14 protein-coding genes and 1 pseudogene are annotated in these 13498 nt (G+C 69.1%); 3 read left to right on the forward strand and 12 right to left on the reverse strand.

All coding sequences use genetic code 11. The features are described 5' to 3' along the window. Positions 1–31 precede the first annotated feature (31 nt). The 6 genes and pseudogenes from OG702_RS04265 to OG702_RS04290 form a co-directional block, all read right to left on the reverse strand. A complete protein-coding gene (locus OG702_RS04265; protein ID WP_327287529.1) occupies positions 32–757 on the reverse strand; it encodes a class I SAM-dependent methyltransferase in 726 nt (241 codons plus the stop codon). 33 nt (positions 758–790) lie between these two features. After that, on the reverse strand, positions 791–1198 hold the full coding sequence (locus tag OG702_RS04270; RefSeq protein ID WP_327287530.1) for a hypothetical protein: 408 nt from the start codon (positions 1196–1198) through the stop codon (positions 791–793). 222 nt (positions 1199–1420) lie between these two features. Beyond that, positions 1421–2465 (reverse strand): annotated as a pseudogene (locus OG702_RS04275) (TniB family NTP-binding protein). Further along, positions 2462–4054 (reverse strand): Mu transposase C-terminal domain-containing protein, encoded by a 1593-nt coding sequence (locus OG702_RS04280; RefSeq protein ID WP_327287531.1) that lies wholly within the window; start codon positions 4052–4054, stop codon positions 2462–2464. The pseudogene OG702_RS04275 and the gene OG702_RS04280 overlap by 4 nt, the downstream one beginning before the upstream one ends. Next, positions 4054–4401: a hypothetical protein gene (locus tag OG702_RS04285; protein ID WP_327287532.1), complete on the reverse strand. Its 348-nt coding sequence runs from the start codon at positions 4399–4401 to the stop codon at positions 4054–4056. Before OG702_RS04285 ends, OG702_RS04280 begins: the two co-directional genes overlap by 1 nt. Positions 4402–4499: 98 nt before the next feature. After that, on the reverse strand, positions 4500–5207 hold the full coding sequence (locus OG702_RS04290) for a TnsA-like heteromeric transposase endonuclease subunit (RefSeq protein ID WP_327287533.1): 708 nt from the start codon (positions 5205–5207) through the stop codon (positions 4500–4502). A gap of 380 nt (positions 5208–5587) precedes the next feature. Here OG702_RS04290 and OG702_RS04295 point away from each other — a divergent pair, with 380 nt between their 5' ends. Next, complete coding sequence (locus tag OG702_RS04295) at positions 5588–6022, forward strand: hypothetical protein (protein WP_327287534.1); 435 nt, start codon at positions 5588–5590, stop codon at positions 6020–6022. A 71-nt stretch (positions 6023–6093) separates the two neighbouring features. Here the strand turns inward: OG702_RS04295 and OG702_RS04300 are convergent, their stop codons facing one another. From OG702_RS04300 to OG702_RS04310, 3 genes are read right to left on the reverse strand one after another with little or no spacing between them, the layout of a single operon-like run. After that, positions 6094–6897 carry a TniQ family protein gene (locus OG702_RS04300; RefSeq protein ID WP_327287535.1) on the reverse strand — a complete coding sequence of 268 codons (804 nt, stop codon included), beginning with the start codon at positions 6895–6897 and terminating at the stop codon, positions 6094–6096. Beyond that, positions 6894–7838, reverse strand: a complete 945-nt coding sequence (locus OG702_RS04305) for an ATP-binding protein (protein WP_327293078.1) — start codon at positions 7836–7838, stop codon at positions 6894–6896. Before OG702_RS04305 ends, OG702_RS04300 begins: the two co-directional genes overlap by 4 nt. A gap of 6 nt (positions 7839–7844) precedes the next feature. Next, the gene (locus OG702_RS04310; protein WP_327287536.1) at positions 7845–8579 is read right to left on the reverse strand and encodes a TnsA-like heteromeric transposase endonuclease subunit; all 735 of its coding nucleotides are present in this window, start codon (positions 8577–8579) and stop codon (positions 7845–7847) included. 237 nt (positions 8580–8816) lie between these two features. Between OG702_RS04310 and OG702_RS04315 the strand changes: the two genes are divergently transcribed. Then, positions 8817–9374 carry a DUF6233 domain-containing protein gene (locus OG702_RS04315; RefSeq protein ID WP_327287537.1) on the forward strand — a complete coding sequence of 186 codons (558 nt, stop codon included), beginning with the start codon at positions 8817–8819 and terminating at the stop codon, positions 9372–9374. 64 nt (positions 9375–9438) lie between these two features. Here the strand turns inward: OG702_RS04315 and OG702_RS04320 are convergent, their stop codons facing one another. Next, a complete protein-coding gene (locus tag OG702_RS04320; RefSeq protein ID WP_327287538.1) occupies positions 9439–10296 on the reverse strand; it encodes a hypothetical protein in 858 nt (285 codons plus the stop codon). 226 nt (positions 10297–10522) lie between these two features. Between OG702_RS04320 and OG702_RS04325 the strand changes: the two genes are divergently transcribed. Then, complete coding sequence (locus tag OG702_RS04325) at positions 10523–11839, forward strand: hypothetical protein (protein ID WP_327287539.1); 1317 nt, start codon at positions 10523–10525, stop codon at positions 11837–11839. A 57-nt stretch (positions 11840–11896) separates the two neighbouring features. Here OG702_RS04325 and OG702_RS04330 read toward each other — a convergent pair whose 3' ends face one another. Both OG702_RS04330 and OG702_RS04335 read right to left on the reverse strand, forming a co-directional pair. After that, entirely contained in the window at positions 11897–12502 is a 606-nt protein-coding gene (locus tag OG702_RS04330; protein ID WP_327287540.1) for a short chain dehydrogenase, read from the reverse strand. Continuing rightward, a complete protein-coding gene (locus tag OG702_RS04335; protein WP_327287541.1) occupies positions 12499–13389 on the reverse strand; it encodes a helix-turn-helix transcriptional regulator in 891 nt (296 codons plus the stop codon). Before OG702_RS04335 ends, OG702_RS04330 begins: the two co-directional genes overlap by 4 nt. Positions 13390–13498: the final 109 nt, after the last annotated feature.

Below are 13498 nucleotides of genomic sequence, written 5' to 3' on the forward strand. Positions count from 1 at the left end.
TCGAAGTTTGAGTGGTGTGGATCACTAGGGATCAGGTGCGTCGCGCGAGGAAGACGAACTCCCTTCCTGGCCGGTCCGGCGCTTCGCGGACGTCCTCCACCACGAAGCCGTGCTCGATCAGGTCCCGTTCGACTTCCTTCTGCTCACGGAAGCGCAACGTCGAATCTGACGTCAGCACCTGTCCGTCCACGGCGAAGACGTAGGTCCAGCAGAACGTCACCAGCGGCAGGCGGACCTCGGTCAGCTGGACCCAGCTCTCGACGGAGCCGAAGCCCGGGATCTCCGTGACGCTGTATGAGTTTTCGCGGGTCCACTCCTCCCAGGCGCGCCGGGCGGGGCTGCGGGTCTCGAAGACGAGATGCCCGCCGGGCCGCAGTGCATCGTGGGCTGTCCGCAGGGTCTTGTGCCATGTCCGCGGATCGACGATGGCCTGAGCGACGTTCGCTGTCATCGTCGCGAGGTCGACCTGCAGTGGCGGGAGGACTGTGGCGTCGCCGCAGATCCAGTGCACTCGCTCGCCGCCGGGCTTGGCCCGGGCCACGTCGATGGAGGCCTGAGCGGGATCGACGCCGGTGACCTCGATCCCGCGTTCGGCCAGCAGGAGCGCGAAGACTCCCGTTCCGCAGCCGATGTCCAGCACGCTATGCGCCTGAAGCTCTTGTGTTATTTCGAGGTATGCGTCGAGGTCGCCGCGGCCGGGATCGAGCGGGTCATAGATCGCGGCGAGCCGTGGATGTGCGAAGCATTCGTCAGCCATGCGGCCGACCGTAAGCGGAGCCGGGCCCGGCAGCTACTGGGTTTCGCTGCTGGTGTCGGTCCTGAGCGTGGCGAGACGCCGGGTAGCGACGTAACGGACGATCGCTGCGAGGTTGCTCACCGCTATGCCGTGGTCGTCGTAAAGGCGGTCCCAGATCTGTTTTGGGAGGAGGCCCTCGTCGGCCATGGGGTCGATCAGTGCCTTGATCGGCTCGATGGCCAGCTGCCTGCGTCGGATGATGTCTGCTCTTGGCGGTGCAGGCGTGCGGAGCGCTCGTCGGACGGTCCCGCGGGTGACGTTGAAGTGTGCTGCGACGGTTCGAAGGCGCAGTCCTCTTCCTGCAGCAAAGGTCCGGATCTGCAGGAAGAGCTGTGCCTGGCGATCTTCGAGTTTGTCCCGGTCGGAGTGTCTGATTTGGATGAGCAGTGCGGCTGGGTGCACCAGAGGCCTGGCTAGGTGTTCTTCGGGGAGTCCGGAAAGGGCGGCAAGCCGGTCCGGTCGAGGCTTGAGGCCCTGCCAGAAGGGGGGCCGATGAGGAATCCGTGCAGGTAGCTGGGGCGCAGGTGGTTGGCGATGGCCAGGCGGCGGACGTAGGAGTGGACTGCTTCTCCCGTGCGACGCGCACGGGGAGCGCTGTCAGCCGCTCGGGGATGCCTGCTCGCGTCATCGGGCCGGCTGCCGGAGGGCAGATGCCGATTGCTGTTCGCTGTAGTCGAGCGGGACAGCGGCGAGGCCCTTCTTGGTGATCTTCTCCGTGCCGCCGAGGATCGCGTCGACAGCGGCCCCGCGGATCTGGTGGGACAGCGCGCCGATCATGCCGCCGGCCCGGTCGTGGAGGTATCGGTCAAGGGCGGTGAGGGTGCCGGGGCTGTGGCGGCGCAACAGCAGCGTGCTCTCCAACGCTGCGACCAGGCCTTTCCACTCGGCATTGTAGGGAAAGGGGTGGGTGGGGATGATGGTGAAGCGTCCGGCGATCTGGGCCCCGCGTGCGCCGGACAGCAAGTTGCTGCGCTCGATGTCGATGCCGGCGTAGACGAACGTCGCGGGTATGCGCTCGGAGAAGTACTTGAGGGTGTCGGCGACCTCGGCACCGTTGCGGGTGGCCAGCGAGATGTTGTGGACTTCGTCGACCAGGACCAGGCCGGTCCGGGTGTCGGTGCAGACTCCGACGACAGCTTCGATGATGTCGGTGATGTTCATGCCCCGCATGATCGGCAGGCCCAGGAACCGGCCGAACTCCGCTGCCACCATGCGGGCAGTGGCCGCCGGCGGGACGGTGATGTAGAGGCCGGGGATCCGCCCGGCGGCGTGGGGATGCCCGTGCCCGGTCCAGAAGTTCGTGGGAGCGGCCCAACTGGGTCAGCGCGATGGTCTTGCCGGTGCCGGCCGGGCCGGAGACCAACAGGCCGCGGCGGGCACTGATCGCGTGCCGGTTCAGCAGGACCAGGCGGCGCCCGGTGGTGACCGTGTGGCGGATGGTGGAGGTCGCCACGACCAGGAGCCTGGCGTGGTGGTCCAGACGTTCCTCGTCGTGGGCGCTTCGGGCCTCCGGGGAGAGGCCGCTGTACTCACTGTCGGTCAGCGGCTGTGGCGCGGGAGGTGGTTCGCTGAGGAACTGGCGCCAGCCCCTCAGGGTGGTGAGCTGGAGCCCGGCCTCCTCGTCCGCGTCTTCAAGGAAGGTGCCCCCTCGAAGGTCGTAGCTGGTCATGTCCGCTTCCACGGGTCCTCCAGAGGGTCGAAGATCTCCAGGGGGATGACCTCGGCCAGCGCTTCGATTGCGGCCTGCTCCAACTCCTGCCGCGGCTGCACGGGCGGAGCCGGTGGTGCGGCGGGCCCGGCCGCGCGCGTGCGGGCAGCGACCCGCCGAGCCCGCGATGCTGCCTTGCGCCGGGGCTGGTCGGGGCCCGCGTGGGCCTTGGCCAGCAGGGCGGCGACCGCGTCGGCGATCTCCGCCTCGGTCGCCTCGGGCAGGCCCTGAGCGGCGTGGTCCCAGGCCAGATCGCCGAAGGGGACCGGAACCCGGTTCAGGTGCTTCCAGGCGGCCTCGATCCAGCCGCTGCTCGCGTGGTGGTTGCGCACCCAGATCCGGGAGACGTCGTAGGGGTCGTGGTGGACCTCCCACAACCCCTTCTTCTCCCTGACACCGGAGTGCTGGCGTCGCAGCCCGGCCAGGGCCGGGCTGTCGTAGGTGCGGCGCTTGACCTTGATGCCGTAGTCGTTGACCGCGCGCCAGAGCGAGGGCAGCAGTTCGACGTAGTCGTCGCCGGTGAGTGCGACCGGGACGTAGCCGCAGGCTTCGACGAGGGCGGCGTACTTATCATTGGGCGTGAACGACCGTCCAGGTGTGGCCGGGTCCCGCAGCCCGTCGTGCGGGCGGTTCTGCCAGTGGGCGACGATCCACTCGTCCAGCAGTTCCTGCAGTTCCATCAGCGTCCACAAAGGCTGCTTGTCCAGATGCCGGCCGCGGCGATCGGTCGTGTTGCCTGTGTAGCCGGGCAGGAACTGCGTGAACAATGTGCCCACGGAGGCCAGCGTCTTCTCGATGTGCCCCTTCTCGAAGGGCGAGCCCTTGTGCGCGGGCTGGAGATCGATCTGGAGGAAGCGGCAAGACGCGAGGAAGTTGCGCGACATGAACGCCTTGCCGTGGTCGCATACGATCATCTCGGGAACGATCACCGGCCGGGCAGCGGCGTGCTCCAGGCGCTCATCCAGGGACAGCAGCCGCCGGTGCGGGAGCACCGAGCGGGACATGCGCAGGGCATCGACCCAGCCCGGCCGCATCAGCTCCGGGGTGACTGTGCGGGCCAGCAGCACGCTGGCATCGACTGCCTTCGTCGTCGGCCGCAGCACCGCCGCGGTCACCGTCCTGGTCGCGACGTCGACCATGCCGGTCAGCTCGACCGTGCCCGCCACCGCGTCGTCCAGGCGGACCAGCACGTCCAGCGGCGTGGAGTCGATCTGCATCACCTCACCCGGCGCGAACGCCGGCAGCTCACCGAACGGGGCGGCTGCCCCGTGCGCCCGCGACCTGCGCGTTGTTGCCGAGCCCGTGGAGTGGGTGCCGGCAGTGAGCTTGTCCAGCAACCGGTAGAGCGTGGGCCGCGACGGCAGCTTCGCGTCCGTGCTGTCCTCGCTGGTCTTGAGGATCTGCTCGGTCCGCCAGAGCAGGAAGGTGCCAGTGCGGGTGGAGGCATCTGTCGCCTCCCTGATCGCCTGCCCCATCGCAGCGACCACCGCGTCGTCCACCGTGCCGTATCTCGGCGTCCTGCGGACCGGCCGGTGGTCGGCCAGCCTCATCACTCCGTCCTCTCGTAGCGGCGGCGCCGGTTCGCGACCGTTCCCGCGGTGACCCGGTGCCCTGCGGCGGTGAGCTCGACCGCCTTCGCTCGTTCCCGCGCGGTCAGCGAACGGGACAGGGCGTACTGGGGCTTCGGCTGCGTGCCCGCAGCGGCATCCGGCGGCAGCCCGCGCAGCACCTCCAGAATGTGCCCCTCCCACCACAGGGCCTTCTCCAACGCTGCCTGCGGCAGGGTCTCCAGCAAGGACACCGGCGGCAGCGGCATCCGGCCCGCGCTGTCCACGACCTCGAAGTCGTCGTCGGCGAACAGCACTGTCGGCGGAACCGCCCGCACCGTGCCGCCCATGCCCGACAGGGTGACCGACCGACCCGAAACGGCCAGGACCAGTCGGACTTGCCCCTCGAACCGGACGCGTTCACCAACGGCCAGGCCCTGCGGCCGAGTCAGACGTCCCACCGGGACCTCCTCTCTGCCGTGTGGACCACGGCGTCGGAATCGAGCAACCGCGTGGCCACGTCCGTCACCAGAGCGCCGGACCACAGCAGGTGAAAGAGCACCGGCAGCACCATCAGCGGATCACCCACTCGGCCGGCCTCTGGCCGCAAAGGTCCTGGCTCGGCGAAGACCTCCAGCAGAGCGGCCGCGACGTGCGGGCGCAGGCACCGGAGCCTGCGATATCGCGACAGCCACCGCATGTTCGCCATCGGCACCGGATCAGGAACTCCAGCCCGCTCGAACTCCCAGGCCACCGCCCGGCAGGCCCTCGCAGTGGCTGCGAACGCCTCGGCTGCCGCGTCGTCCACGCGGTCCGCAGCACGGACGTCAACCACCCGGCCCCGTCCATTCGCAAGGCGCACGAAGTAGTCGGGGGCATGCCGGCGCTGACGCCGACCGTCGTGCCAGTGCAGCCAGAACGGCTGCGACGCAATGCCCCTCACCTGCGGGTCGGCGTCCAGGAGAATCAGCCGGTCCCGCTCCAGCCACGACTCGTAGCCGATGTGCCCGCCGGTCGTCGCACAGAAATACCATCCCTCGAAGCTCTCCCCGCCCTTGGGCCACCGAAACGGACGCACCGGCTCCGCGTACTCGAAGCGCACGTCCCAGCACGCCGCAAGCGTCCGCCGAACCCGTACGCCGTTGTCCGTTCTCATCGAGGTTCGCTGACCAGAGGTCTCTGAGCTGGGAACTGTCATCTTGGAGTGACACTGCTCCGTCCGGTGGAGTGTCACGTGGTGTGCGGGAAGGTCGGCAGAGCAATGGGGTGTCGTCGAGCCTGGTGAGGGCCGAGTTGCTGAGCTGTGGTTTGTCAGTCTCGCTGATACTGGTCTCGCGCCGTTCTCGCCGGACTTTGCAGTATCGGGAAGAGGCGAGGCGGATGGGAAGAGGTAGCTGGGAAGCTGTCCTGATGATGGACAGGGCGGGTGGGGTTCAAGGTCAGTCGGTTTGCCCGGGAAAGTATGCACGCGTTGAGCGAGAGAGACGGTTCCTGTTGGCCGAACCGCCGACGCCGTCAACCGTGACGGTCACCCGTGTGATCACCGACCGGTATCTGGTGGGAACACGTCTGCGGCTGCGGCGTGCCGATTTCCCGGGCGGTGGCTGTGAACGCAAGCTCACGCAGAAAGTGCCGATCCCTCGTCCAGGCGGTGTTCAGGGCCTGATCACTAATACCTACTTGTCGCTGGCCGAGTACGACTTGCTCGCCTCGCTGCCGGCCGTGGTACTGTCCAAGACGCGTTTCAGCGTGCCCCCTCTGGGCGTCGATGTCTTCGACGGTCCCCTGCAGGGCCTGGTCCTGGCTGAGGCCGAGTTCACCACTGATGAGGAGGCGGAGTCCTTCGTTCCCCCGCCTGAGTGTGTGGCCGAGGTGACGAATGATGTCCGCTTCACCGGAGGACGGCTTGTCGAGACCTCTCGCCAAGATTTGCTCGGGTGGCTGGCAGAGTACGGGCTCTGCCCAGAGTGACAGGACCGGCGGGGCCAACTACCTGATCTTCGAGGTCTCTTGACCCAGTAGGCCCAAGGGCACGACGTCGCCTATCGGCTTTCGTAAGAGTTGATTCCGAGTTGCCGTGCGGCTTCTTGGCGGAAGTCCTGGTTGGCGGACCAGTGCGGTGAGCCGATCATGGCTGTGAGCCTGATGGTCTCGGGGTAGGTCGCGAGTTCGATCCGGAACGGCGTGGGACGGAGGGGGTCTCCGTGCGGGTCGTCGCCGAGGAGGTCGATGCGGTTGTTCCAGCATTGGCGCAGATCGGATGGCTCTCCCGTCCGCAAGCAGTCCATCAGGAAGTCGCGGGCGACGGTGTAATGCCTCGTGAGGGAGGGGGCTCGGGTTCGGCGGGTAAGGCGGCGGTGTCGGCGGTTGGCTTGTCGCACTTCGGGCAGAGCGTGAAGGCGATACTGCTCGTCGCCGAGGAGCCAGCGATGGTGCCGCCGGCAAACGGCTTCATGGGGCGGGATGTTGCGGACCACGAGCCCGTGAACTCCTCGTCGGGCCATGCAGCGGCGGCAGGCAGGACGCCGGAGTATCTCGTCTGCCTGGTCGCTCACCGCCCGCAGGGTGCCGTCGGCCAACTCGCTGATCACGGCGAGGGCCGGGATCGCGTGAGACAACTCGGCAGGGGTTCTCCCCGTCAGGGAGGAGAGCCGGAGCAGGGTCTCGGGTGTCCAGTGATTGGTGCGATTGTCGTCGCGGCGGTGGTGCCGATTGTGCCCGAGCAGGATGGACAGGAATTGGACTGGCAGGCGGTTGGCGTCGGCGAGCCGGTTCAGATAGGAGCCGATCGTTTCGGCGTGCATGGGCGGCGGTGTGACCGGAAGCATCCGCAGGCGCGTGCTCACCCGGCCTTCCTCACCGGGGACGACGGTCGCCGGGGACGGGCCTGTTTGACGCCTCTGTCGAGTTCGACCGTGTCGAGTCCGATTCGGGTGATCTTCTCGGTGCCGTCGAGGATGGCGTCCAGGGCCGCCTCGCGGACCAGGTGGGACAGGCTCCCGATCATGCCCGCGGTGCGCTCGTGGAGGTAGGCGCTCAGCTTCAGCAGGGTGTCCGGACGGTGAGCGTGCAGCCGAAGGGCGCCCTCCAGCGTGGACACCAGCGATTGCCATGCCTCTTTGTCCCTGTTGGTTCTGTGGGGGAACGGCCTGGTGGTGATCTCGGTGTAACGACTGGCGATCTGCCCGCCGCGACGTCCCGTGAACAGCCCGGTGCCCTCGACGTCCACGCCGGCCAGGATGAACGTCGCCGGGATGCGCTCGGACAGGTACTTGATCTGGTCGGAGGCTTCCGCTCCGACCTTGGTACGGATGTCGAGATTGTGCAGCTCGTCGATCAGCACGAGGCGGCAGCCTCTGCTGCAGAGCAGGTCACAGACCCGGTTGGTGATCTCCACTTGGCTGAAGCGGCTGGGCAGCGGCAGGCCGATGAAGCGGGCCAGCTCAACCGCCAGCATCTTGGGCGTCGCCGCCGGAGGGACGGTGACATAGACGACGGGCAGCGCCTGGCGGGCGACCTCGCCGCGGCGCCGGGCGAGGAGTTCGTAGTTCTTGCCGAGCTGGGTGATTGCTGTCGTCTTCCCCGTACCCGCGGCTCCGGTGACGATCAGTCCGCGGCGGGCCGACTGCTGGTGGCGGTTGAGCAGGATCCGCTTGCGCCCGATGGTGGTGACGTGCTGGATCGTGGGAGTTCGGACGATGACCAGCCGCGCGTGGTACTCCTCGCGTTCCCGCTCGCGTGCGGCCCGCTGGGCCGGGTCCAGACGTTGGAGCGCGGCCGGCGGCAGTGCCCGTCACCGCCCCGGCTCCCGTGCCATCACCACGGTGCGATCGCTCAACCGACGGGTCAGATCCGCCCGCAACACTCCGCACCACAGCAGGTGAAAGACCACCGGCAGCACCTCGATGGGATCACCCACCGTCGCCGCCTGCGCCAGCAGCGGCGCGGGGACCGCGAAGGCCGAGCAGACCGCCGCCATCACTCCCTCCGACACCGCGAAGCGGGGATGGAGGGAGCCCGCCAGCCAGCGCAGATTCGCCGCCCTCACAGGCTCGATCTCGCCGACGACGCGGTAGGCCCCTCCCATCGCCTCACATGCCTCCCGCATGCACGTGAACGACTCCGCCGCCCTCGCATCGATCCGGTCCGCCGGACGGCAGTCGACCACCAACCCCGTTCCGTCCACGACCCGCGCGAAGTAGTCCGGAGCATGCGAACGGCTGCGGCCCGTCTGCCTGTCCCTCCAGCTCAGCCAGAACGGCTGGGAGGACAGACCCTTCACCAGCGGATCGAAGTCCAAGAGCATCGCGTGGTCCCGCTCCAGCCAGGACTCGAACCCCACATGCCGGCCTGTGGTCGCCGCCCAGTACAGACCTGGGAAATGGCGCTGCCCACGGTAGGACGGAAAGTCCCGCACCGGCGCTGCATCCTCGAACGCGACCTCCCCGACCTCGGCCAGGAGCCGACGCCCCTCTTCACCGTCGGCAGTCACCCACGCGATCTCGTACCCCGCCATGTCGGCGTACACGGAAACGTGCTCAGCCCCGTGCCCCCTGTCCGACACCGCCGCTGGCCTCGCGTGGACCCCACTCATGGGACGACCATGCCGGGTTCCCTGACACAGACCAGATCAGATGAGACCCAAACCGCCCCGTAGGAGGAAAATCGTCCTCCCGCTGCACGGCCCACCGGGAACGGCCCGGGTGCGGCGGGGCGGAGTGTTCCACACGTGGAATCGAACGGGAAATCGAACTAGATTCGGCGGGTGAGCGACGACGACCAGGTGCAGCCCGCGCGGCGGGCTGCTCCGCCGCGGGCTGACGGGCCGCTGGTCGTCGTCACCCTCCCGGACGGGCAGCACCTGTTCGCCGTGGTGACGTCCCGGCGGAAGGAGCCCGACGGCACGTGGTGGTACGACCTCCAGATCCACCTGCCGAGCCAGGGCAGTGAGCGCGGCCGGCTCCTGGTCCTCCCGGCAACCGTCGACTTCCGCGCACCGGCCGCCCTCTGCGAGCCGATCGACGGGCAGCCGTACGACCAGGTGCCCACCGAGCGGTACGGCGTCACCCCCGCATGGAAGGTCGAAGAGCCGGTGTACGTCGGAGCCCAGCAGGGCCCCGCCCGCGTCGTGCACCGCGGCGACTGCCGCGCCGTCCGCGACCCCGCTCGGCCCGCCACGACCGAGCACGCCCGCGCCGTACTCGGGCGCGAGGACGCCGCCCCGTGCCCGACGTGCCGACCCGACCGGCCGCTGCGCACCGGATTCACTGCCCTGGGCTCGACCGTCCCCGCCCCTGTCGAGCATGACCGCCCGGCGGGCTGACCAACCCGCGGGCTGACCAAGCGGAGACATGGCGCAGCGACATCAACCGTCGCCCAAGTGCCCTTCAGCCCGGGAGGATCCCGCTGATCGACGTGGCGGGAGCAACGGCTTGAGCGGTGGGCACGGCCACCGTCACCGGGTGTCCGATGCCGGACAGGGTCATCGTGACGGTCACGCTCGTTTCCCCCTGGTTGAAAGAAGTACGGGTCCGGACGACGCGGCCGGCCGGATCGACCCAGACGTCCGCGTCCGCCCCTCCGAGGTCGTTGCTCATCGCGGCCACCTGCTGTCGTATGGTCAGCGCCATTCGCAGTGTCAGCGGGGCCTGGCCGAGGTTGCCGGAGTAGTGCGTCGTGGAGACGCCGCCGATGCTGGCCGCGGCTCCCTTCGACACCTGGTCGATCGCGGAGATCTGCTGGAGTACGAACTCCGGGTCGTTGAGCGGCGCGCGCAGCAGGTAGTGGGCCTGCGCCTCGCTGCGAACGGTCTTGGCCCACTTCTGGCCCAGGTTCGACAAGCCCCGCAGGTAGATGGTGGGACCGTCGAACACCTCGTCCATGTGGTCGATGGCTCCACCGGGCAGGCGCACGATGAGGGCGCCCTTGTCCGCGGCCATGTCGAAGCTGCCGGCGACGGTGAGGGTATAGGTGGAACCATTGCCGGTGATCACGATGGTCTCGTTGACCTGCTCGCTGGTGTTCCTGCTCGCGGCAACCGCAGAGCGGACAGCGTCCTTGTAGTCGACCGGCGTCGGGGGCGCTGTTGCCTCAGGCGGCAGGGCGTCGTGCGACCCGCCCGCGCACCCCGCACATCCGGCCAGCAATGCAAAGGCACCCAAAAGACGATAAAAGCGTCGCACGAGATGATTCCCCCCAGGGATGAACTGCGCCCCATGGCAGCGGTGCAGGATAGCCGCGGCCACCCGGCACATGCCAACCGCGTTGTTCGCACCTGTCAGCGGTCTTCGTCGGCTGACGCCCGGTGCACGCGGAAGCCGCCATGCACCCGTCCGGCCCCGGCCGGCGACCGGTCGCATGACCCCCGGCCGTTGCGGAGCGGACGAGTGCCGTGATCTTCTGGTGCGGCTCCCCCGCGCCGACGGGTCCAACTCCTGCTGGACCGGGGGGCGTTCGCGCCGAGGAGGCCACATGAAAGTGTCCAGGGTCCGTGTGCTGCTCAGCCTGATACCGGTGGCCGCCTTGCTGGCCGCGCTGTCGGCCGGCACGCCTGCCTACGCCAGCTCGGTGGCCAACCCGGGGCCTCTGGCCGACCGGACGTCCTACTCGGCCGAAATGGCGAAGCTGAAACTCACGGAACACCAGGTGTCCCCCGCCACGATCAGCGCCCTCGACGGGCAGATGCCGAACGTCGGGGTGGACACGGTCCTCAAGAGCGCCAACCACTCGATGCGCGACCGGGCCGACTGCCAGGGCTCCGAACTGGCGGCCCTGCCCGTCAAGCCGACCGCAGGCGCGGCCTACTGCTGGGATACCGGCGACTCGGTCAGCCAGGACTGGGTGCCGCAGGGACTGACGTCGTCGGGTGACGCCGACGACGACGGCATGTGGGGCACGAACAAGCTGATCCTCTCGGGCTGGACCGAGAGCAGCACCTCCGCCCGGGTGGCCTTCATCGACGCCAGCGACCCGGCCCACCTCAAGTACCGCTGGGTGCTTCTGGTCATCCCCACCGACGGCGGCAACAACTTCGCCAGATTCGGCTCGCATGTGGGCGGCATGGTCTGGTTCGGTGACAACCTCATCGTCACGGGTCGTGCGGGAGACGGCAGCAACAACGCGCTGTACGTCTTCTCGATGAAGCACATACTGCAGGCGCAGGTGAACAGCACTGCGGTCGGCAAGGTGAGCGGCGGCTTCTCCGCCGACGGCTACCAGTACGTGATGCCGGCCGTCGGCTCCTACAGCCAGCCGGGCGCCTGCACGATGGCGAACGACACCGCAATTCCCTGCTTCGCCTCCGTCTCCCTCGACCGCACCACCACGCCGTTCAGCATCGTGGCGAACGAGTGGTTCTCCTCCAGCGGCGGGCCGGCCGCCCGGATCTTCCGCTACGAACTCGCCGCGCCAGGCGGAGGCATGCCACTCGAAGACAGCGGTACGGGGACCGTGAACGCCGGCCAACTGCTGAAGTCCAGCGCCGTGGGACTCCAGTCGGTCCTGGCGCACGCAGGCACCTACTACGGTGCGGACGCCCGCGGCGGTGTCGGGCAGTCCGGCGTCATGTGGCGGATGAGGACCAGCGGCGGCACCACCTCGGACACCTGTGGCAGCGGGGACACGGACAACGCCTGCTGGGCGCAGCACAGCGAGGGCATCTCGCTGTGGTGGAGCACGCAGGAGGTCTGGTCGCAGACCGAGTGGGCGGCCGACGGCAGCGGCGACCCGCACGGCACACCGGTGGTCCCGCAACGCGTGCTGTTCTCGGTCCCGTTGAGCAGTATGTGAGACAGGGCGGCGAAGGAGCTGGGCGGCACTGGCCCTGGGCGGCGAGCGTGGGTGGGGTCAGCCGTATGCGCGGATGATCTGGCCGGTGCCGTCGCCTTCGACGCACTGCAGATACCGGTCGACGAGGTGGTCCATCGGCACGGGCGCCATGCCGGGGAAATGATCGGTGAAGGCGGCGACGGAGTCGCCGACCATGGTCGGGCTGACCACGTTGACCCGCATGTCTCTGGGCACTTCGATCGCGGCGGACAGGACGAAGCTGTGCAGCGCGCCGCTGATGACGCCGCCGCCGGTGACATGCGGCCACGCCTGGTCCGCGAAGATCCCGGAGGTCAGGGTGAAGGACGCGCCGTCGGCGCAGTGGTGCTGGCCGGTCAGCACCAGATCGACCTGCCCGAGGAACTTGGCCCGCATGTTCTCCAGCAGTGCGTCCGACGTCAGGGTGCTGAACTCGTCGAGCGCGCCGTGCGCCGCGACGCACACGACACCGTCGACCGCCGCGGCCTCGGCGTACATGGCCTCGATGGACGCGTGCGAGGCCAGGTCGACCCGGACATCGCCCGAGGTGCGGCCCGCCACGACGACGTCATGGCCGTGGGACCGCAGCGCTGGCACCAGCCGTCGGCCGATGGTGCCGGCGCCGCCGACAACGATGATCTTCACGGGGTCTTCTCCTCGTCGGATGTGGTTCCCGGCGCGAGGCGCCGGTCCAGGCTCTGTGCCAGCAGGGCGAGCGCGTCGGCGTCCGGTGTCCCGGCACGCGCGTGGAACAGCCCGAGGTGCTGGTCGTCGTCGGGCAGACCGACAGTCTCGTTGGCCAGGGTCATCCGCCCGACGACCGGGTGGTCGAGTGCGCGCACGGCGTACGAGCAGGTGCGGACCGGTCGCCGCGCCCACATCCGAGCGAACTCCGGGCTGTCGACCGCGAGCCGGCCGACGAGGCGTTCGAGCTCGGCGTCGCCCGGGTGCCGCGCGGCCGCCTGGTGCATGACGGCCACGGTGGCATGGGCCTTGGCGTGCCAGTCGCGGTACAGCGCCCGGTGGTGCGGGTCGAGGAACAGCATGCGGGCGATGTTCGGACGGATCCGCGACTGCGGGGCGTCGAAGGCGATGTGGCCGGCCAACAGCGCGTGACCGAGCGGGTTCCAGCACAGGACGTCTGCCCGGTGGTCGATGACGATCGCCGGCACCCCGGGCATGGCGGCCAGGAGCTCCCCCACTGCGGGCCTGAGCGTGGATCTGCGGGCACGCGGACGGGTCGGGCGGCGCGGGGAGGCGAGCGTTCGCAGGTGCTCGTGCTCGGCCCGGTCGAGCCGCAGCGCGGCGGCCAGCGCGTCGATGACGGCGCCCGACGCACCGGTGCTGACGCCCTGCTCGAGCCGGGTGTAGTAGCCGACGCTGACACCGGCCAGCTCGGCCAGTTCCTCCCGGCGCAGCCCGGGGACCCGCCGGTGGGTGGCGCCAGCCCCGATGCCCGCGGCGGCCGGGGTCAGGCGCTCACGCCGGCTGCGCAGGAATCCGCCGAGATCGTTCGCTCCTGTGCTGGTCACCCGCCCATCGTGGCGCAGCGCGCCGCCCCGTGCCTGCCCCGAACAGGGATACCTTCGCCGCCCCGTCGGGGGCTGTGCCACTCGGCAGGCGGGTACGGCGGCAGTACCG

The organism is Streptomyces sp. NBC_01198 (genome assembly GCF_036010485.1).
Classification (GTDB): domain Bacteria; phylum Actinomycetota; class Actinomycetes; order Streptomycetales; family Streptomycetaceae; genus Actinacidiphila.

What these genes read in the sequence shown, in the direction of transcription:
- OG702_RS04290 (WP_327287533.1), bottom strand. Translation starts at nt 5,207, where the DNA reads ATGAGAACGGACAACGGCGTACGGGTTCGGCGGACGCTTGCGGCGTGC.
- OG702_RS04280 (WP_327287531.1), bottom strand. Translation starts at nt 4,054, where the DNA reads ATGAGGCTGGCCGACCACCGGCCGGTCCGCAGGACGCCGAGATACGGC.
- OG702_RS04265 (WP_327287529.1), bottom strand. Translation starts at nt 757, where the DNA reads ATGGCTGACGAATGCTTCGCACATCCACGGCTCGCCGCGATCTATGAC.
- OG702_RS04325 (WP_327287539.1), top strand. Translation starts at nt 10,523, where the DNA reads ATGAAAGTGTCCAGGGTCCGTGTGCTGCTCAGCCTGATACCGGTGGCC.
- OG702_RS04285 (WP_327287532.1), bottom strand. Translation starts at nt 4,401, where the DNA reads ATGGGCGGCACGGTGCGGGCGGTTCCGCCGACAGTGCTGTTCGCCGAC.